The sequence below is a fragment of the bacterium genome (assembly GCA_035370465.1).
Taxonomy (GTDB): domain Bacteria; phylum Ratteibacteria; class UBA8468; order B48-G9; family JAFGKM01; genus JAGGVW01.
Genome location: DAOOVW010000010.1, coordinates 1 through 19,877, shown reverse-complemented (window position 1 = coordinate 19,877; position 19,877 = coordinate 1). Strand labels below are relative to the sequence as shown.

At 28.9% G+C, this 19,877-nt stretch carries 15 protein-coding genes and 1 tRNA gene; 10 read left to right on the top strand and 6 right to left on the bottom strand.

Annotated elements, in window-relative coordinates; all coding sequences use genetic code 11:
• Positions 1 to 202: 202 nt before the first annotated feature.
• The 4 genes from PLW95_02520 (at position 203) to PLW95_02505 (ending at position 4,993) form a co-directional block, all read left to right on the top strand.
• Complete coding sequence (locus PLW95_02520; protein ID HOV21539.1) at positions 203 to 1,177, top strand: hypothetical protein; 975 nt, start codon at positions 203 to 205, stop codon at positions 1,175 to 1,177.
• Between the two features lie 478 nt (positions 1,178 to 1,655).
• Complete coding sequence (dapF, locus tag PLW95_02515) at positions 1,656 to 2,477, top strand: diaminopimelate epimerase (GenBank protein HOV21538.1); 822 nt, start codon at positions 1,656 to 1,658, stop codon at positions 2,475 to 2,477.
• A gap of 8 nt (positions 2,478 to 2,485) precedes the next feature.
• A complete protein-coding gene (locus PLW95_02510; protein ID HOV21537.1) occupies positions 2,486 to 4,507 on the top strand; it encodes a ComEC/Rec2 family competence protein in 2,022 nt (673 codons plus the stop codon).
• 159 nt (positions 4,508 to 4,666) lie between these two features.
• The gene (locus PLW95_02505; protein ID HOV21536.1) at positions 4,667 to 4,993 is read left to right on the top strand and encodes a hypothetical protein; all 327 of its coding nucleotides are present in this window, start codon (positions 4,667 to 4,669) and stop codon (positions 4,991 to 4,993) included.
• Here the strand turns inward: PLW95_02505 and PLW95_02500 are convergent.
• The 6 genes from PLW95_02500 to PLW95_02475 all read right to left on the bottom strand — a co-directional run bounded on the left by PLW95_02500 (position 4,983) and on the right by PLW95_02475 (position 9,868).
• Complete coding sequence (locus tag PLW95_02500) at positions 4,983 to 6,167, bottom strand: sensor domain-containing diguanylate cyclase (GenBank protein ID HOV21535.1); 1,185 nt, start codon at positions 6,165 to 6,167, stop codon at positions 4,983 to 4,985. The two genes, PLW95_02505 and PLW95_02500, sit on opposite strands and share 11 nt — an antisense overlap.
• Positions 6,154 to 6,519, bottom strand: coding sequence for a 50S ribosomal protein L20 (rplT, locus tag PLW95_02495; protein ID HOV21534.1), 366 nt, complete (start codon positions 6,517 to 6,519; stop codon positions 6,154 to 6,156). Before rplT ends, PLW95_02500 begins: the two co-directional genes overlap by 14 nt.
• Positions 6,520 to 6,528: 9 nt before the next feature.
• On the bottom strand, positions 6,529 to 6,729 hold the full coding sequence (gene rpmI, locus PLW95_02490; protein ID HOV21533.1) for a 50S ribosomal protein L35: 201 nt from the start codon (positions 6,727 to 6,729) through the stop codon (positions 6,529 to 6,531).
• 11 nt (positions 6,730 to 6,740) lie between these two features.
• On the bottom strand, positions 6,741 to 7,265 hold the full coding sequence (gene infC, locus PLW95_02485; protein ID HOV21532.1) for a translation initiation factor IF-3: 525 nt from the start codon (positions 7,263 to 7,265) through the stop codon (positions 6,741 to 6,743).
• Positions 7,266 to 7,484: 219 nt separating this feature from the next.
• Entirely contained in the window at positions 7,485 to 9,206 is a 1,722-nt protein-coding gene (gene thrS / locus PLW95_02480; protein HOV21531.1) for a threonine--tRNA ligase, read from the bottom strand.
• Between the two features lie 588 nt (positions 9,207 to 9,794).
• Positions 9,795 to 9,868, bottom strand: a tRNA-Asp gene (locus tag PLW95_02475).
• A gap of 360 nt (positions 9,869 to 10,228) precedes the next feature.
• On the opposite strand from PLW95_02475, the gene proS reads away from it, so the two are divergent.
• The 6 genes from proS to PLW95_02445 all read left to right on the top strand — a co-directional run.
• Positions 10,229 to 11,374 carry a proline--tRNA ligase gene (gene proS / locus PLW95_02470; protein ID HOV21530.1) on the top strand — a complete coding sequence of 382 codons (1,146 nt, stop codon included), beginning with the start codon at positions 10,229 to 10,231 and terminating at the stop codon, positions 11,372 to 11,374.
• 735 nt (positions 11,375 to 12,109) lie between these two features.
• Positions 12,110 to 12,784 (top strand): DUF1559 domain-containing protein, encoded by a 675-nt coding sequence (locus PLW95_02465; protein ID HOV21529.1) that lies wholly within the window; start codon positions 12,110 to 12,112, stop codon positions 12,782 to 12,784.
• Positions 12,785 to 12,829: 45 nt separating this feature from the next.
• Positions 12,830 to 14,956, top strand: coding sequence for a hypothetical protein (locus tag PLW95_02460; GenBank protein ID HOV21528.1), 2,127 nt, complete (start codon positions 12,830 to 12,832; stop codon positions 14,954 to 14,956).
• Positions 14,956 to 15,804 carry a discoidin domain-containing protein gene (locus PLW95_02455; GenBank protein ID HOV21527.1) on the top strand — a complete coding sequence of 283 codons (849 nt, stop codon included), beginning with the start codon at positions 14,956 to 14,958 and terminating at the stop codon, positions 15,802 to 15,804. The genes PLW95_02460 and PLW95_02455 overlap by 1 nt, the downstream gene beginning before the upstream one ends.
• 112 nt (positions 15,805 to 15,916) lie before the next feature.
• Positions 15,917 to 18,595, top strand: a complete 2,679-nt coding sequence (locus tag PLW95_02450; protein HOV21526.1) for a DUF4091 domain-containing protein — start codon at positions 15,917 to 15,919, stop codon at positions 18,593 to 18,595.
• Between the two features lie 571 nt (positions 18,596 to 19,166).
• Positions 19,167 to 19,877 (top strand): NPCBM/NEW2 domain-containing protein (locus PLW95_02445; protein ID HOV21525.1); only part of this gene is annotated, 711 nt, incomplete at its 3' end.

Genomic DNA, 19,877 nt, shown 5'->3' with positions numbered 1-19,877 from the left:
TATTTATTTCTCAACACATTTAGTAAAGAACTATATGTGAAATTTTTAAAATGTTATAATTTACATATGGAAGATAATTTGAAAGAAAGATTTTTAAGTGCAATTAAAAATACCTTTTATGCATATAACAAATAGTTTTGAAGTAGGAAACTTGCTAAATTATAAAATAGAATTTCGCAATTTAAGTTTATAAAAAATAAATATGAAAAAAGCAATTCAAGATTTATTAACACCGTATAAATTAGGTATACCAATTCTTGAGCCAACTGGTAAAGAAGGGGATTTTGATAAAGACATGGTAGATTGTCCATTTATTTTCTGGTATGAACATAAATTTTATATGTGTTATATAGGATTTGATGGTCAAGGATATCGTTCAGGACTTGCTTCTAGTGATGAATTAATAAACTGGAAAAGAGAAAGAATGATTTTGGATTGGGGTGAAAAAGGAAGATTTGATAGTTATGGTGCTGCTGCTCTATCAATTCTTCTTGAAAATAATCAATTAGGTGAATTACCAATTCCTATGAAATGGCAAGGAAAATATTGGGCAACCTATACAGGTTATCCTGAAAAAGGATATGAAAAAGGGCCTGGTTCTGTAGGAATTGTATACTCTGATAATTTAATTAACTGGGAAAAAGCAGATTTCAATCCTGTTATGGTTCCTTCTGATGGAATGAAATGGGAACAGGGAGGAATTTTTAGAACATTCCTTATGAAAGAAAAAGGGATATTTTATCTTTTTTATAATGCCAAACCTGCTTTTAGTGGTGATTGGATAGAAGAAATAGGTTTTGCTACTTCTAAAGATTTAAAAACATGGGTAAGATATTCTAATAATCCAGTAATTAACAGAAATAATGCGAATAATTGGGATTTAGTAGTCGGAGACCCTTATCTGGTAAAGTATAAAGATAAATGGGTTATGTTTTATTGTGGAGTAGATAAAAAAAATGCTAGAGATGGAATTGCTTTTTCGGTTGATTTGAAACAATGGGAAAAAGTTCCTGAACCAATTCTTGATATAGGAACGGATGAAGATATTGATGGTAAACATGCTCATAAACCATGCGTAATTTTATATAAAGGAATTCTTTACCATTTTTACTGTGCAGTTGATAAAAATGATTATAGAACAATTACTGTTGCAACTTCACAACACTTAGGTAAATAAAATCCTTTAATTCCAGTAATTTCTAATAAATAACCTAGTGGGTAATGTCTATTTTTCCCTGTAAAAACAATAAACAACCATCCATAAAATTTTTAACTACAAAAATTATAAAAATATCCACATGCTCGCCCGTAGGGTCCACAGAATTTCTCTGGGCTGAGGGGATCCTGCGGACATCGGTATTTCCTGCCATTTATAACTATCTCTCCATAATACACTGAATACCAACTTTAAACAACTCTGTTCTGTCAAAAATTGCGGTATTATTTTTGTCCTCCTCCTTTCCACTACAAATAACCTCTCTATTAAATTTGTACTCCTTACACTTATTCTATGTCTATATGGTAATTTTAATATATTTAATAATGCCTTTTTATTTTCTTCTAACCTCTTTACAAGTGATAGATAATTTTTTTTGTATTTTTCTACACATTCGTTAAATTGACAGAGAAAGGATGTTTTTGTAAACTATGAAAATATGAGAAAAATAAAATTTTCAAAAATTGTTGGCTCTGGTAATGATTTTGTTGTTATAGATAATAGGAAGTTTTTAATCAAAGAAAGAAATAAATTCGCTATAAGTGTTTGTGATAGGAAGTTTGGTGTTGGAGCAGACGGACTTTTATTACTTGAAAATTCAACAGACGCTGACTTTAAGATGAGAATTTTCAATCCTGATGGTTCAGAACCAGAAATGTGTGGAAATGGGTTGAGATGCATAATAAAATTTGCTTATGATGAAGGAATAAAAAGAAAAAAGAAATTAACTATTGAAACAAAAAGTGGTATTTTAAGAGGCGAAATAATAGGAGAAGAAATAAAGGCAGAGTTAAAAATAATTGGTAATTATAAATTAAATATTGAAGTGAACCTGGAAAATAAAAAAATAAAAGGGCATTTTATAAATACAGGAGTTCCTCATTTTGTTATAATTACAGATAATACTGATAAGATTGATATTATAAATGATTCAAGAAATATAAGATACCACAAAATTTTTTCTCCCGAAGGGACAAATGTTGATTGGATTACTCCTGAAAATGAAAAAACAATTAAAATAAGGACCTATGAAAGAGGCGTAGAAGATGAAACACTTTCATGTGGGACTGGTTCTGTTGCTTCTGCAATTATAAGTTATCTTCTTGGGTATACAAAAATGCCCACTAAAATAATAGCAAGGTCTGGAGAAATTTTAACTATTTCCTTTGACAAGAATTTTTCTGAAATATACCTGCAGGGGAAAGTTATAACAACTTTTAAAGGACATTATTTTGAAAAATTGATTGGTGAAAAACATTAGAGTGAAAATTGGTAAAGTTAATATATTTTATATCTCTAATTTCTGGTATTTTACTTGGATTAAATTTCAATTTTAGTTTTTTTTATTTATTCTTGATTCTTTTCATTTCTATTTTTACAAAAAGAAAAACTTTAATATTTGCTATTTTATTTTTTATATGCGGACTGCTTTCTACTTCAAGAATTAAAAAAGATAGTTTTAATGACCTCAATTTTGATAATAAAAAATTATCTCACCTTAAATGTTGTGTTGTCTCTCTTAATAAAATTTCTCCTTTTTCTTCATCATTTATAGTTGAAAATAATGGAGATAAATTTATTTTAGAATTAAAAGTCCCGGCAAACCTTGAAAAAGGAGAAATTATTGAGATAAAAGATGTAAAAATTGAGAAAATAGCAGAGAAGAAAAATCCATGGGATTTTGACAGCAAAAAATATTATAACAGGCAGGGTGTCTTTTACACATTGAAAGCAAACTATTTAAGAAAAATTGGATTTAAAAATATTTTTTACAGAAGTATTGCAAAAATTAGAAAAAGTGGAGAAGAAAAAATAGAAAGGTATCTACCATATAAACCAGAAGAAAGAGAATTACTTAAAACAATAGTAATTGGAAAAGATAAAATTCCATATTTTTTAAGAACACTGGGTGTTAAAAGTGGTTCTTATCATTTACTTGTTATTTCAGGACTTCATCTTTCTTACATTTTTCTTTTTTTAAGAATTATTTTTATCCCATTTGCTCAATTAAATAATAAACATCCCAAAATTTTCCCTTCCTTTGCCCTTATTTTTCTATGGAGTTATGCTCTTATTACTGGATTAAGAATTCCTATTATTAGAGCAACATTGATGTTCACTTTTTTTCTATTGGGTGAGATATTTGAAAGAGATATTGAGGGACCTGATTCAATTTTTATTGCTGCTTTTCTTATGTTAATTTTAAACCCAATTTCTCTTTTTAATCTTTCCTTTTTACTTTCTTTTATTACAACTTTTACAATAATTTACACTGTGAGAAAATTTAATTTTATAAAAAAACCATTTCTTACTTTCATAGTAACTACAACTTTTGCCCAAATTGCTTCTCTACCAATAATTCTTTACAATTTTGGTAAATTTTATTTTATCGGTTTTCTTTCAAACATTTTTTTAATTCCACTTTCAGTAGTTCTTATTCTCATTTCCTTATTTTCTTTTATTTTTCCTTTTGGTTTTCAAATTTCTGGATTTTTAGCAAATACTTTCTTAAATTTAATGCAAACATTTGCTTTATATACCCCTGAATTAAATTGTTTTTTCCCAATTCCTTTGGTAATTACATTATACTCATTTCTTATATGGGCTCTTTTAAAAAACAACAAAAAAATAAAGGATGTCCTTATTTTTGTTTTTTTACTTTCTTTATCTTTTTCATTTTATCAATATAATCTACCAGATAGAAGTAAAAAGATATATTTCTTTTCATATAAAAAACCTTGTTTCTTAATAAAAGAAGAAGAAAAAGGGGTCCTTTTTTCTCCTGATGATTTCAAGGACAGAAATTTTTTAAATTCTTTATTGGATTTTATAAAAAAGCAAAAATTAAAAGAAATTACTTTAATTTATACAGAAGAAAATCAATTAAACCACACAGGAACTTTAAATCAGCTTAAAAAATATGTATCTGTAAAAAATGTCTGGGAATCAGAGAATAATAATTCAGATGAAAGAAAGGAAATTTTATATGGTTATGAAATAGAAAAAAGAGGAAAGAATTTTACAATAAAAAAAGAAATTTTAGATATTTTTCTTGCTCTTTCTCTTGAAGAAGAAATTGAAGGAAAACAGAGAATTTTCTATCTTAACAGCTATAAGAAAAGAAAAAAAATTGTTGATTCATTAAATGAATTGGATAGTGTTCTTACAATTCTCCCGGCAAGAAGAAAAAAATATGACATTATAAAAAGAACTTTTGAAAATTACTTTCTTGAAGACGGATGCGTAATAATTGAACTGGAAAATGGAACTTTAAAAATTTCTCAATTATAAGGTATAATTCAACAAAGTAGTGTCAAAAAATAGATGAAAAAGAGATGAAATCGCCCCTCACCTATACCCTCTCCCCATAGGGGAGAGGGCGAGAGTGAGGGGGAAATTAACAGATAACAAAAATTTTGGCAGAACCTTCAACAAAGTAAGGAGAAAAAAATGGTAATGGATAAAATTGAAAAAATAAAAGAAGCAGAAGAAAATGCAGAAGATATAATAAAAAGAGCGGAAGAAGAAGGAATAAAAATAAAAGAGAACATACAGGATATGGAAGAGAAATTCAGACAGGAAAAAGAGAAATTATTAAAAAAAGAAATTGAAAACTATAAAGAAGCAAAAGAGAAAGAAAAAGAACAAGAGTTAAAAAAAATAGAAGATATGACTAATAAAATGATAGAAGACATAAAAAAGTCAACAGAAAATAAAATTGATAAAGTAATAGAAGATGCATTGAAAACACTTAAAGATGAAGTTTTCATGCACTGATAACTTTGTTTCTCCCCATTTCTTTTGCCTTATATAAATAATCATCTGCTTTTTTTAATAATTCATCGGGAATTAAAGCATCATCAGGAAAAGTAGCAACTCCAAAACTTACAGTTAAATCACCATTTGGCTGGTTTTTCTCATAAGGGAACTTATATTCTTCTATTTTTTTTCTTAATTTTTCACAAACCTTTATTGCATTTTCTTTTTCTGTATCAGGGAAAATAATTACAAATTCTTCTCCTCCATATCTTGCAACAATATCACCACCTTTTACTCCATTTTTAATTATCTCTGCAACATTTTTTAAAACAATATCACCCATTGGGTGGCCATTTGTATCATTATAATATTTAAAATAATCAATATCACATATACATAAAGAAAATTTTTTTTGTTCTGCCTTTGCTTTTAAAAAAATTTCCTCTAATTTTGTTTCAAAAAATCTTCTATTGTAAAGAGATGTTAATGAGTCAGTAATTGAAAGAATTTTTGTTTTCTCAAATAATTCAGCATTTTCAATTACCAAAGATGTTGGAGCAGATACCATTCTTAAAAGTCCCAACTCTTTAAGAGTAAATTTCCTATTATTTTTCGAAAAAACACCAAGAACTCCTGAAACAACTTTTCTTGTATAAAATGGAGTGAGTATAAAAGATGTAATTCCTTTATTACTTAAATTTTTATACATAATAAAAGAAGATGTATTGTTTATGAGAAGTGGTTTGTTTTTTATACTTATTTCTTCCAATTCTTCTAATTCAATTATATCCTCCCCTATTACTTTTTTTAAAAATCTACCTCCAAATAAATAAATTACCACAATTTCATCCTTAAATATACTTTTTACTGATTCAGCAATTTTTTCAATAACTTCTTCAACTTTTAATTCTTCTGTTTCTAATAGAGACATAATTGTTGTTAGAAGTATTCCTTCTAATTGGTAATCACCTAAAGACAGGTTTAATTTTGAGATCTCTATTTGTAAATTTCTTATGTTGTCTAAAAGTTGGAATGAATAAAATACTTCAATAATAATAAAAACAGAAAAAGAAATATCAAAAGAAATGAGATAAAAAATTGAGGAAAATGTTTCTCCAAGAGTAAAAGTAATATTTATGTAAAAAAGGAAAACTAAAAGAAGAAAAATTATAAAATTTCTAAATTTTTTCATTTAACACTTTTTTTACCTTCTCAACTATTAAAGCAAAATCATCTGGCTGGTAAAAAGCAATTTCGGATAATGACTTTCTATTAAGATTGATACCAACTTTTTTTATACCATTAATGAATGCACTATAAGAAATATTATGCATCTGACAGGCAGCAGAAATTCTTTTTATCCATAATCTTCTGAAATTCCCTTTTTTCTTTTTTCTATCATTGAAAGCATATGTCAATCCCTTCTCACTGAATTCTTTTGCTCTTCTATAACTTTTTGACCTGAGTTGTTTATATCCCTTTGCTCTTTTAAGAACTTTTTTTCTTCTTTTTCTGGAATTAGGTGCATTTTTTGTTCTTGGCATATAATTCTCCTATTTATACGGTAATAACTTTTTTATTGTTTTTACATCTCCCTTATTTTTTAGTTGTTGAATTTTTTTAATTCTTTTTTTCCTCTTTCTGCTTTTATTTGAGAGAAGATGACTTCCTCCTGCTCCATAATGCATAACCTTACCTGTTCCTGTAATTTTAAACCTTTTAGCAACTGATTTTTTTGTTTTCAATTTTGGCATACCCACTCCTTTTAAAGAGGAATAAAAGTCACACTTAACCTATTTCCTTCCATTTTGGGACTCATTTCTACCTTTCCAATATCTCTTAAATCATTTGTTAATTTTTCAAGTAATTCATATCCTTTTTCCTTATGTAAAATTGCCCTTCCTTTAAAAAATATAATAACCCTTACCCTATTTCCTTCTTTTAAAAAATTCTCAATATGTTGTTTTTTAAACTTATAATCATGCTCACTTGTTCCTGGTGTAAATCTTATTTCTTTTACTTCAATTCCTTTTTGTTTTTTCTTTATTTCTTTTTCTTTCTTTTTCTGTTCATAAAGGAATTTCTTAAAATCTATAATCCTACAAACCGGTGGGTTAGCATTTGGAACAATTTCAACAACATCCAAATTCATCTCATTTGCTATCTTTATTGCTTCATCTCTACTAACAATTCCAAATTGCTTCCCATCACTTCCAATAAGATTAACCTTTGGAGCACTTATTTTATAATTTACTCTATACCTTTTATCCTGAAATCTATCCTTTCTGATATCTTACTCCCTTTTACTATTTATTTAATTTACAATTCATTAGAAGATAAACTACCCTCTAACCCTACATCTCTTTCATGTCCACTAAAACAAGAAACACTCTCCACTTTATGAAAGAGTAAATTCTTTCTGTCTTTTTGTACCTTGTCTAACAAACTTTACTAACTTATATTTAATTTTCCTATTTAATTATATATAAATTTTACAATATTGTAAATATCAAAACAATTTTTTCTCAATTTCATTTTTAAAGTTCTCTTCAATTTCTTTAAGTGTGAAATTCCCAAGCATACCTTTTTGGTGTTTTCTTAATGCAAAATTGCCTGTTTGGATTTCTTTATCCCCAACTATAAGCATATATGGAATTTTTTCATCTTCAGCATCTTTTATTTTTTTTGTAATTTTCTCGTTTCTTAAATCAACTGATACCCTGAAATTTTCAGATAGTTTTTCTTCTATTGTTTCTGAAAATTGATTATGTTTTTCTGTAATTGGCAATATTCTCAATTGTTCAGGCGCAAGCCATAATGGAAAATTTCCTTTATAATGTTCAATAAGAACTCCAAAAAATCTTTCAAGAGAACCAAGTATTGCTCTATGTATTAAAATAGGTGTTTTTTCTTTTCCATCTTCATCAATAAATTTTATTTCAAATTTTTCAGGAATATTAAAATCAACCTGGATTGTTGAACATTGCCATTGTCTTCCTAAACAATCATTTATTTTTATATCTATTTTTGGACCATAAAAAACACCTTCACCAGGGTCAATTTCATAATTTATTCCTTTCTCTTTTAATGATTTTTCAAGTGTTTTCGTTGCTAATTCCCAATTCTCTATTGTTCCTACAAACTTCTCTGGTCTTGTTGAGAGAAAAACACTAAAATCAGAAAATCCAAAACTTTTAAGAAAGAAAAAAGCAAGGTCTAAAATTTCCTTTATTTCATTTTCCAATTGTTTATCTGTACAGAAAATATGGGCATCATCCTGAGTAAAACCTCTTACTCTCAAAAGTCCATGTAAAACACCCTGTTTTTCATATCTATAAACAGTTCCCAATTCAGCCCACCTTAAAGGAAGTTCTTTATAACTTCTTGTTTTTGTCTGATAAATAATTATATGAAATGGACAATTCATTGGTTTTAATTGAAATTTTTTATTTTCATCCATATACATTACAGGAAACATATAGTCCTTATAAAAAGAATAATGCCCTGACTTTTCCCATAAAGTAGAATCTGCTATATGTGGTGTATAAAGAAGTTGATAACCATTTTTCAGATGAATTTCTTTCCAGAAATCTTCAATTGTTTTTCTAATAATTGCCCCTTTTGGATGCCAGAAAATAAGACCTGACCCATATTCAGGATGTATACTGAAAAGGGATAGTTTCTGCCCTAAAACTCTGTGGTCTCTTTCTTTTGCTTCTTTTAAAAAATTGAGATAATTTTTTAGTTCTTCTTCTGTTTTGAAAGAAATACCATAAATCCTTTGCATACTTTCCCTATTTTCATCTCCTTTCCAATATGAAGAAGCAATGGAAAGAAGTTTAAAAAATTTCACTTCTCCTGTGTATTCAAGATGAGGTCCACGACATAAATCAATAAATTCACCCTGCTTATAAAAAGAGAAAATATTGTCCTGTATTTCTTCTAAAAGTTCAGATTTAAATGGCTCATCTTTTAGAAATTCCTTTGCCTGTTGCTTATTCATTTCAATTCTTTCAATTTTATAATTTTCCTTTATAATTTTCTTCATCTCTTTTTCAATTTCTTCTATATCCTTTGGTGTAAATGGTTTTTCTCTATAAAAATCATAATAAAAACCATTTTCAATTGAAGGTCCTATCCCTAATTTAACTTCCGGGAATAATCTTTTAACTGCTTGAGCCATTATATGAGATGTTGTATGCCAGTATTTTTTATAAAATTCTTTTTCCATTTGTTTAAATTTTAAAGGGCATTTCATATTTAAGTTGCATTAAAGTATTTAAACCTTAAAAAAATTTTTTTCGCTATTGTTACAGAAGATGAAAATTTTTATTATTTCCTTCCTTTATAAACCAATTAAATGCCCTTATCTTAACATTTAAAATCCCCCCTCATCTTAATCTTCTCCCCGATGGGGAGAAGGAAATATATCATCCTCTTTTTTCTCCTCTCCCTTGAGGGGAGAGGTTCGGGTGAGGGGAAAAATTTAAAAATCTCCACAACCTCCCGTTGTGCTTGGAAAAAACATCAAACACCAACTCTGAGGAACAAGGTAAGCAACTTTAGTCGGTTTGAACCCAAAAGGTTCAACTCCCTTACAAAGTTAGAATACTTAGCGGGGCCGACGGGGTTTGAACCCGCGCCGTCGCTTTCGCTCCTGGGACAGGGGCGCTTCCCCTTTCCCAACGATACCCCCACTACGAATTGCTTTATTAGATTATTATAAATATGGGAAAATGTCTTTTCCCATACCCTTTTGGTCGCGGGAGTTATTTTCCTCTCCTCTACTTTCCAAATTTCCTTGCTTTTACATAATTAGCGGGGCCGACGGGGTTTGAACCCGCGACCTCCAGATCGACAGTCTGGCATTCTAATCCGCTGAACTACGGCCCCTTTGTTCAGGAATTATAATACAATAAAAAGATGTCTTTTGTCAATAACACATCTTATTTAAAAAAATTAAGCAATAATAAAAGTTTTTTAAATTCCTGTTTTGAAGTTATAATAATATTCAACATGATTTGTTAATTAAAAGACATAAAGGTAGTGTTAAAAAATTAGATAAAAAAGAGGGGAAATGCTCTCTTCCTTTTTTCCTCTCCCCTGTGCCTGTCCGCCGAGTATTGTGGCGGAGGGAGAAGATAGATGAGGGGGAGGGATATAAATACTTATAAACACCTTAAAAGATAAAGAAAAGAATTATAAAAGATATTAGGTAATTTTGGCAGTACCATAATAAAAAAGGAGTAAAAAATGAAATGGAGTAATTATTTTATACCAACTTTAAAAGAAGTCCCAAAAGAAGCAGAAAGTATAAGTCATAAACTTATGTTGAGAGGTGGATTTATTGATAAAGTTTCTTCTGGCGTTTATACATATCTTCCACTTGGGTACAGGGTTTTAAGAAAAGTTGAAAATATCATTAGGCAAGAAATGAATAAAAGTGGAGGAATTGAAATTTTAATGCCTTCACTTCAACCATCTTCTTTATGGAAAGAAAGTGGAAGATACGGGAAAATGGGAAAAGATATGATTAAATTTATTGACAGAAGCGAAAGAGAAATGATTTTTGGTCCAACTCATGAAGAAATTATAACTGACCTTGTTAGAAGACATATAAAAAGTTGGAAACAACTTCCCCTGTTGCTTTATCAAATTCAGACAAAATTCAGAGATGAAATAAGACCAAGATTTGGAATTATAAGAGCAAGAGAATTTTTAATGAAAGATGCTTATAGTTTTGATATTGATGAGGTTGGCTTGGACATTTCATATGAAAAAATGAAAGAAGCATATATAAGGATTTTTTCAAGATGTGGTCTTAAAACAAATATAAGAACTGCTGATTCAGGAGTTATAGGAGGAAAATTTTCAGAAGAATTTGTGGCAGAAGGGGACTTAAATGAACTTGAAGTAGGACATATTTTTAAATTAGGGACTGATTATAGCAGGTCAATGAAAGCAAATTTTGTAGATAGAGATGGAAAAGAAAAACCAATTGTAATGGGATGTTATGGAATAGGAGTAAGTAGAATAATTGCTGCGGCAATAGAGGGAAGTTATGATGAAAAAGGTATTATCTGGCCTATATCAATTGCTCCATTTAAAGTAATTATAATCCCACTTATTGCCCAAACAGATGTCAAAGAAACATCAGAAAAGATTTATCAGGATTTTCCTAATAAAAAGAATGTTTTATTTGATGATAGAGATGAAACAGCAGGAGTAAAATTGACAGATGCAGAACTTATTGGGATACCTATAATGATTGTTTTAGGAAAAAAATTAAAAGAAGGGAAAGTTGAAGTAAGAGAAAGAAAAGAAAAAACATATCAAGAAGTTGATGTTGAAAATGTTGTTGAATATATAAGTGATTTAGTAAAAAGTAATTGTAAGTAAATGTAATAATTCTGAATAATGTCAAAAAATGCATGAGAAATGGATAAAAGAGAAAGGCGTTTTTGTATTCTTGTAGTATCTGTTGGATACACTACGAGGACAACTTTTCCTTACTAATTTTTTACTACATCAGTTGGTTTCTCAAAGAAAGAAATTATTTTGCTTATTTGTTTCTTTGAGTTAGAAGTCCTCATTTTTTATATGGATTTTTTTATGAGGCAATTCGGGGTATTGACAAGTCAAGTTCGCTACTCAAAAATGAAAAAACCTTATTTCATACGGGTTTCTGCAAATATGTAGTGAAATGTAGTGAACAAATTAAAATCTCTTTAACCCATTTATTTACAAGTGTTTTCATAATTGCCCAAAATGAAATGGCAAAGTTGACTTGACAAAATAAAAGAGTTGTTATATAAATAAAGTGAAGAAGAAATTCCTCTCCATCTTTCCGTCTACAAAGATGGCGGGCAGGACTTAAAAAGGGAAAGAGTTTGGAGAGAAGAAAAGACACTGGGAATTAAGAATAGACAACTCTGCCAGTAAAATGCTCTTAGACACTGAATGAGGTAATGTAGGAATAGGACACAGATAAATCGGTAAGACAGGAAGAAATGAGAGGGTAAGGCTAAGAGCAAAAGAGAAGAAATTAAAGAGTATAAAGATATTTGAAAAATTAAAAGAAAATATAAATATAAATAAATCTTGACAGATTTATTAAGATAGGAGGTGATAGAAATGAATAGAGGGAGAGCGCGTATTTCAGCGTCCACCGCGTCTTGTGGCGGAGGGTTTACTCTAATAGAATTGCTTGTGGTAATTGCGATAATAGCGATTTTGGCAGCGATGTTACTACCGGCACTCAGTCAGGCAAGGGAAAAGGCAAGACAGTCAGTATGTATGAGTAATTTAAAACAGATAGGATATGCCTTTTTAATGTATTGTGATGATTATGATGGATATACCCCTCCTAACAGAGTTGGGATGACTTCTAATTGCTGGTTCAGTTTAATAAGTAGAATTACTTATAAACCGGGAACACCTACAACATGGGAACCCTTAAAACCGGCAATTCCATTCACAACATTTAGGTGCCCATCTGCTTTACAAACAGGATATTATGACTGGTATCCATTTTATAAAGTTGGATATGCTTATAATAGTGGAGCAGCTAATAAGAAAGTTTCTCGAAATCCAACTCCTACTAAAACTCCAATTGTATTTGATGGAAAAAGTTTATATGGTGATGGATATTATGGATACACTGATCTTGGAAAATATGCGGTTTATACAAGACACTCTGGGGGAATGAATTTACTGTTTCTTGATGGCCATGTTGAATGGATTCCAGATAGTTATTGGCCAAGAACAGGAATCGGGACAACATGGGCAGGTTTTCGCTGGAGATGGTGAATTACAGAAATAAACAATTTACTTTTTGTAGAGGAAAGAAAAAAAATGCGACAAAGTTTTAAATTTGTGATTTATCTTGTTTTATTTACACCTATTTTACTTTTTTCTGAGGCAAATATTAGTCAAGAGAATTTAATAAAAAAACAAAAATTAATTCTAAAAGGGAAAGAACAGAAAAGTTTTAATTTTAATGTTTCTAATCCTGATGGTTATACTGTTTTATGGATAAAGGGTAGATTTAATATAGAAAGGGGAGAAGGATGGGGGGACTATGGACTTCAAGTTTCAATAAATAAAAAATCAATTTCAGAAAAGAAGTTAATAAACAAAAAATTAATTCTAATAAATTCTGCTTATATTGGACAAAGACCAACAAATTTATTTTCTGAAGACAAAGATGCATGGTTTTTAAGATTTGATAGTGACTACTCCCCTTATAATTCAGAAGTAAATGGAGACCCATATAATCGTATTTCAAGTTTTAGTAATGCAAATACTTCATGGAATAAATATGAATTTGAAAATGCATATTATGTCTATGCTTTCAATATATCAGATTATATTATTAAGGGTATAAATGAGATAAGTTTTAGAAATATCAATGAAATTTACTCTATTGAAATGTCATTTACACTGGAAAAATTTTCTGAACCGCTTTTATTTTTTACACATGTTTCAGATAGAATTATTTTTCCTTGTAGTTTTCCAAGAGAAGAAGAATGTAATGTAAAAATTGAAAAAGTATGCACTCCTGGAGAAATTATTCCTATAACCCTTTCTTTAAGAAATGAAAGTGAAGAAAATATAATTTTTGATATTATTACAACACCATTAGAAAGCCCTGACAATAAATTTATCCCAAAAGAAAACATAGAAGTTTTTGTCCTGACTTTTTCACCAACAAAAAGTACTATATATGAATTTATAAATCCAACTGGTGAAATTCTTCATCCAGATATTCTAAATCCATCTAATAAATGGGAGGTCAAAGCAAAAAGTTCATCTTCCTTATGGTTAAGGATAAAAATTCCTCAAGATATTTCATCTACAGATTGGACAGGGAAAGTAATATTGAAATCCGGTGATAAAGAAATATATATTCCAATAAAAGTTAAAATTTTACCATTTGAACTTTCTCAAGTAGATACTATTTTTGGGCTCTGGGATAATAAATTACCAGGGGCATTTGATAATTTAACATCAAAAAGAATAGAGGACTTAAAAAATCATGGTATTAACAGTATTACAACAGACCCATGGACATCTCCAATTACAATTAAGAAAAATCAAGATGAAATTTTAGTAGATACTTCAAGATTGAAAAAGACATTACAAGTATATAAAACAGAAGGACTTAATACTACTGGACCATTTCCTTATGGAACATTAGAACCAGTATTTAACCAGATAAAAACAATTTCTGGGCAAGAGATAGAAACTCCTGAATATCAAAATGTTGTTGATATTGTTTTAAAAGAAATAATGAGTTTAGCAGATGAGTTAGGAATGAAATTATATTTTCATCCAACTGATGAACCAGATGTTCACCCTGATTGTATTGAAAATTATGAAAAACTACTTAAATGTATAAAAAAAGCCAATGGCAAAATTTGGTCAAACAATACTGTTGCTGGATTTCGTAAGTGGTATCAACTGATAGATATAAATTGTGTAGTAGGCGGTATAGAAGATGCATTAAAAGAAGAAAACTATACAAATTTCTTTTTTCCTCAATGGGGTTCAGTAGAACCAGAGTGGGTAAAAGCCAATATAAATAAAATGCATATTCAAACACAAGTAAGAAGCACAATGCCTTATGAAATAAGAAAAAAGTATGGAATATATCTTTATTATACAGGTTGTAAAGGAATTTGGGGATTTGCTTATAATTGGGGGACTTCTAACTGGTATATTGCCTGGCCGTTTTTAAATGATGAAGGCAAAATGTACTCTACAATTGGATGGGAAATGTTAAGAGAAGGAATTACTGATTATAAATATTTAAAAACACTTGAAGATATTTTAAGTAAAAAAATTGGGGAGAAAAAGGCGAGAGAAAAAGTAATTAGTTTATTACCTCCATTTACTTCTATTTTAACTATTTCAAATGAATATTTTTCTATAATAAGGGAAAAAATCATAAATGAAATTTTAAAAGAAAAGGAGAAGTAATGAATAAAAAAATTTTATTAGTATTTTTGATATTTTGTTTGTCTCATTTAATTTATTCAGAAGAAAAAATGATAAATTTTGCGAAAGAAGAAGGTGTTTCTTATAAAGTATCTGTTGGACACTATTTTGATGTTCCGCAATATGGGAAAAAGAGAGATAATGATTTAATAAGATATAGGGTGGGAATTGTTGAAGGAAATATTATAAAAGATAAAGAAGGGAAGGTTATAGGAGAAATTATAAATAATAAAGATGGAGTTATTGAAATAGATTTTAAAGAAAAAAAAGGATATATTAAGTTTTCAATTGAAAAAAGTTCTGATAAAATTTCAAATTTAGGAAAGCAGGAATTAAACATATTAGATGAAAAAAATAATGTTATTGGAAAAGCAAGTATTAAAAAGGATGGGGAAATAGATAAAATTTATTATATAGTCAATGAAGATGGAGATTTTGAAGAAAGGAAGGGATTACTAACTGATGGGAGGGATTCTTATGCCCCTAATACAGGGCTTTGTTATGTGTTTTGGAGAGTTCCTGGTGATGATTCATTTATAACAATAGATTTTGATTTAAAAAAGCCAAGAAAAATAACAAATGTAGTACTTAAAGGTCAAAATCTTTCTCCCATGTTTGGTGTAAGTAAATCTGTTTTATATTCTAGTAAAGATGGCATTGTATATGAGATAAAAAAAGTTATAGAAAAAGTTGAACCACCAAAAACAGTTAATTGGAATATTGAATTTACTGACCTTAATATAAATGAAAGATATATTAGAATAACGACATGGGCATTAGAAAATAAATGGTTAAATTTAACGGAGGTAGAAATTTTTGGGAAAGAATAAACTTTTTTTAATAATTACATTCATTTACTTCTATTTTAACTATTTCAAATGAGGATTTTTTTATAATAAGGGAAAAAATCATAAATGAAATTTTAAAAGAAAAGGAGAAATAATGAATAAAAAAATTTTATTAGTATTTTTGATATTTTGTTTGTCTCATTTAATTTATAAGTCATTATGTTGTCAGGTAAGTTTTGAAAGGAATTTGGTGGAGCCAGTTATTATGGAAAATAATTTTTTGAAATTGACTATTGATAAAGCAAGAGGTGGAGTGATTCGTAGTATTGTTTTTAAACCAGCACAAAGAGAATTAACAGAGGAATTTTTTACAGGTAAATATTGGGCTGGTGGTATTGCTGAAGACCGACTTGCTGGGCAGGGTTATCCAGAAGGTGAGATTAATCAAGCAAAATATGAAGGGGAGTTAAAAAGGGAAGGCGATAAACAAATTTTTACTCTTTCTTATTTATCAAAAAGTGATAAAAATAAAGATATAGAATTTATAAAAAAGTATATATTGAAAGATAATGAGACAAGAGTTGCAATAGTATGGGAAATTATAAATCATAGGAAGGAAAAAATTTCATTAACACCTTGGGTTCATAATATTGTAGATAGAAAATTATCTTTTACTTGTTTACCACAATTAGATGGAATTAAGTATATAAAACCATCTGCTGATAAATTTGTTGATGTTGTAAGAAACTGGATAGGTGCTTATAGTGATAACTTTTTTCTTTATTTTACCCCGAAATATTGTGATATTACAAAATACTATTACTGCTATTGGAATAGTTATCATAGTATAGAATGGTCTTATAATACGATAAATTTAGCACCAGGTGAAAAATGGGAAACATTGTATTATGTTGGAATTATTCCTCAAGTTTCAAAAGTTGGGTGGGTTTCACCAGAAATAGTTTCTGGGTATCAATGGCAGGAAAACAATTTAATAGTTGAATTAGCATCTCCAATAAATTTAGGAGAAGTAGAAATCATTTTCACATTATTTAACAAAGATAATTTGGAAAAAGGAGAGATTCTTAAAAAAACAAAAGAAATAATTTTGGCAGGAAATAATCCATTAGAAATTTCTCTCCAAATTCCAGAAAATTTTTCAGAAGGTAAATTGGAAATAGTGTTTAATCAAAATAACAAAGAGATAAAGTTAGGTGAAACTATTGAAAGTGAAGAAAATAAAATTATATTTCCTTTGAAAAAAGGTATTTCATTTGAGGATGTTTCATTATCTGAATGGAAAAAAACAAGGAAAGGATTTATTACAAGAGAAAAAGGGTATCAAGGGGGTTATTTAATTAAAAAGACATCCGGAATATCTATATGGGAAGTAGATACTCAGGAAAAGGTATTCAAAGATGATATACTAACTCCTATTGGGGAAAAAGAACAATTGGAGATATATGGTGCTAAAAGAGAAAGAGTAGCTTTTCAAATAGTAATTAGAAATAATTCTTCAGAAAATAAATTGGTAAAAATTGATATAAATCCTTTTATATCAGGAAAAGACAAAATTGGCTTAAAAGAAATAGAAATATATAAAGTAGGGTATGTAAGAACATATACTCCATCGGGATTAAGTGCAAATATTCCTATTGGTTTGTATCCAGACCCATTAATTTCTGAATCTTCTTTTTCAGTTGAACCAAAAACAAATATACCAGTTTGGGTTATTGTAAATATTCCAAAAAATATTAATTCAGGAATTTATAAATCCTCTTTAAGTGTAAAAATTGGGAAGAATCAAGTAATAAAAACACCTGTAAAACTTAAAATTTTTGATTTTGTTTTACCAGAAAAACCATATTTAAAGACTGATTTTGGTTGTTGGTTTTTATCAGAGAATTTATTGAAAGAAATAGGATTTCAAGGGAGCTCAAAAAATTTTCAGCAATTATGTCAGGAAAATTATCTTAAACACAGAATTACACCAAGAGAAAAAAATATTCCATGGGATGGAGATGAAAATGAAATAATAAATGCTTTGAATTATTATAAAGAAAAAGAAATTACATCTTTGTATATACCATCTTTTTTAGTGAAGAATGAGATAAAATTTAAGGAAATTGTTAGAATTTTACAAAAAACAGGACTAACTGATATTGCTTTTGTTTATACTTATGATGAGGCACCTGCTAATTTATATCCTAAGATTAAGGAGTTTTGTGAATATCTCCATAAAATAGAGCCCAAACTTAAATTTTTGGGAACAATATATGGAGATAATCCTGAATATCTTTTTGGACATGTTAATATCTGGTGTAGAGGACTTCAAAGGTCTGAATGGATAAGAAAGAGGATGCAGACAGGAGATGAGTTTTGGTCTGCTAATATAGGTTCTGCAAATATAGAGGCATCAAATTTTAATTTAAGAAAAGAATTTTGGCGCATTAAAAGTTATGGTTATTGTGGTTGTCTATACTGGAATTGTATTGGCGGTTATGGAAATGATAATCCATGGAAAGACCCTCTTGTTGCTGGCTCAAATGGAAATGCTCATTTTCTTTATCCAACAAAAACAAAGCCAATTAATACAATAAGGTGGGAAATGGTAGCTGCTGGGATAAACGATTTTGATTACATTTCTATTCTTGAAGATAAGGTTAAAAAAATAAAATTGGATGAAAAAAATAATAATGAATATTTAGATGCAGCAAATTTACTTCTAAATGAATTATTTCAAGATAATTTTGTAGAAAATAATATTACTTCACCAGAAATTTTAAAAACATATCGTTTGAAAATAGGATATTTAATAGAGAATTTGAAGTAAAGAACTCCTGAACTTTGGTCTGGGATTCTTTAAAAGCCCCATAACCTCAGTTGTTCATATGAACAACTGTGTTTCTCTATATTTGAAAACAAATTTATATTCTTGCTTTAATTCTTCCCTCATTCTTTCCCCCTATCCTTGGGCTATACCTTACCATATAAAGTAAAGGAGAATAAAAAAGAGAAGATGAAAGTACTTACTGGGATAGCAGCAAAGATGTTAAGGATAATGTTTATTGTATGTAAGGAAAAAACTTTATACAATCTAGAAGAAATTAAGAAGTTTTTTCATAAAGATAAAAGTGACAGGGTGAGATCGGTCAACATCCATAAGGCTGCGTATATCTGAGACACTGGGAATTAAGAATAGACCACTCTGCCAGTAAAATGCTCTTAGACACTGAATGAGGTAATGTAGGAATAGGACACAGATAAATCGGTAAGACAGGAAGAAATGAGAGGGTAAGGCTAAGAGCAAAAGAGAAGAAATTAAAGAGTGTAAAGATATTGAAAAACTAAAAGCAAATATAAATATAAAAAATCTTGACACATTTATTAAGAGAGGAAAGGAAATGGATAAAAGAGAAATAGAAGAAACACAAAAGCAAGTGGGGAATTGGGCATCTATTTGTTTTACAGATAAGCGACTTTTTCCTGCACCAGTTCAGTTAAAATTTATCAAGCAGGACTTTCCTGTAATAAAATTTGGTGAATTACCTATAAAAATTGGTGATAAATGTTTTGAGCATGGTTTAAGTACGCATGCTAATAGTGAAATCCTTGTTAATATCCCAAAAGGTGCAAAAGTTTTCAAATCATTTATTGGAGTTGGGATTGATGATACCTATGATAATAATTATAACAGTCAGCAGTTTATAGCAAGTGTTGTAGGTAGTATTGAAGGGAAAGACGAAGAATTGGTAAAAACACCTGTTTTAAAAAAAGGAGATAAACCATTTTTTATAGAAATTCCCCTTTCTTCTGTTCAACAAATAATCCTAAAGGTTAATTCTGTTTCTGGTGATTTATCCCATCCAAGAGCGGATTGGGCAGATGCACAGATAATCATGGAAGATGGAGAAGTTATATGGTTAGATGAATGTCAAAACAACTTTTTATTATTAGAAAGTGAAAATCCTCCTTTTTCATTTATTTATAATAATATTCCATCAAGTTCATTTATAAATAAATGGGAAAAACATATAGAAAAAGAAGAGAAGAATAGTTTTATATTTTACAAAATTTCCTGGATTGACCCAGAAACATCACTTTTAGTAAAAGTT

What these genes read in the sequence shown, in the direction of transcription:
- PLW95_02460 (HOV21528.1), top strand. Translation starts at nt 12,830, where the DNA reads ATGCGACAAAGTTTTAAATTTGTGATTTATCTTGTTTTATTTACACCT.
- rplT (HOV21534.1), bottom strand. Translation starts at nt 6,519, where the DNA reads ATGCCAAGAACAAAAAATGCACCTAATTCCAGAAAAAGAAGAAAAAAA.
- PLW95_02455 (HOV21527.1), top strand. Translation starts at nt 14,956, where the DNA reads ATGAATAAAAAAATTTTATTAGTATTTTTGATATTTTGTTTGTCTCAT.
- PLW95_02500 (HOV21535.1), bottom strand. Translation starts at nt 6,167, where the DNA reads ATGAAAAAATTTAGAAATTTTATAATTTTTCTTCTTTTAGTTTTCCTT.
- proS (HOV21530.1), top strand. Translation starts at nt 10,229, where the DNA reads ATGAAATGGAGTAATTATTTTATACCAACTTTAAAAGAAGTCCCAAAA.
- PLW95_02505 (HOV21536.1), top strand. Translation starts at nt 4,667, where the DNA reads ATGGTAATGGATAAAATTGAAAAAATAAAAGAAGCAGAAGAAAATGCA.
- PLW95_02520 (HOV21539.1), top strand. Translation starts at nt 203, where the DNA reads ATGAAAAAAGCAATTCAAGATTTATTAACACCGTATAAATTAGGTATA.
- thrS (HOV21531.1), bottom strand. Translation starts at nt 9,206, where the DNA reads ATGGAAAAAGAATTTTATAAAAAATACTGGCATACAACATCTCATATA.
- PLW95_02465 (HOV21529.1), top strand. Translation starts at nt 12,110, where the DNA reads ATGAATAGAGGGAGAGCGCGTATTTCAGCGTCCACCGCGTCTTGTGGC.
- rpmI (HOV21533.1), bottom strand. Translation starts at nt 6,729, where the DNA reads ATGCCAAAATTGAAAACAAAAAAATCAGTTGCTAAAAGGTTTAAAATT.
- PLW95_02450 (HOV21526.1), top strand. Translation starts at nt 15,917, where the DNA reads ATGAATAAAAAAATTTTATTAGTATTTTTGATATTTTGTTTGTCTCAT.
- dapF (HOV21538.1), top strand. Translation starts at nt 1,656, where the DNA reads ATGAGAAAAATAAAATTTTCAAAAATTGTTGGCTCTGGTAATGATTTT.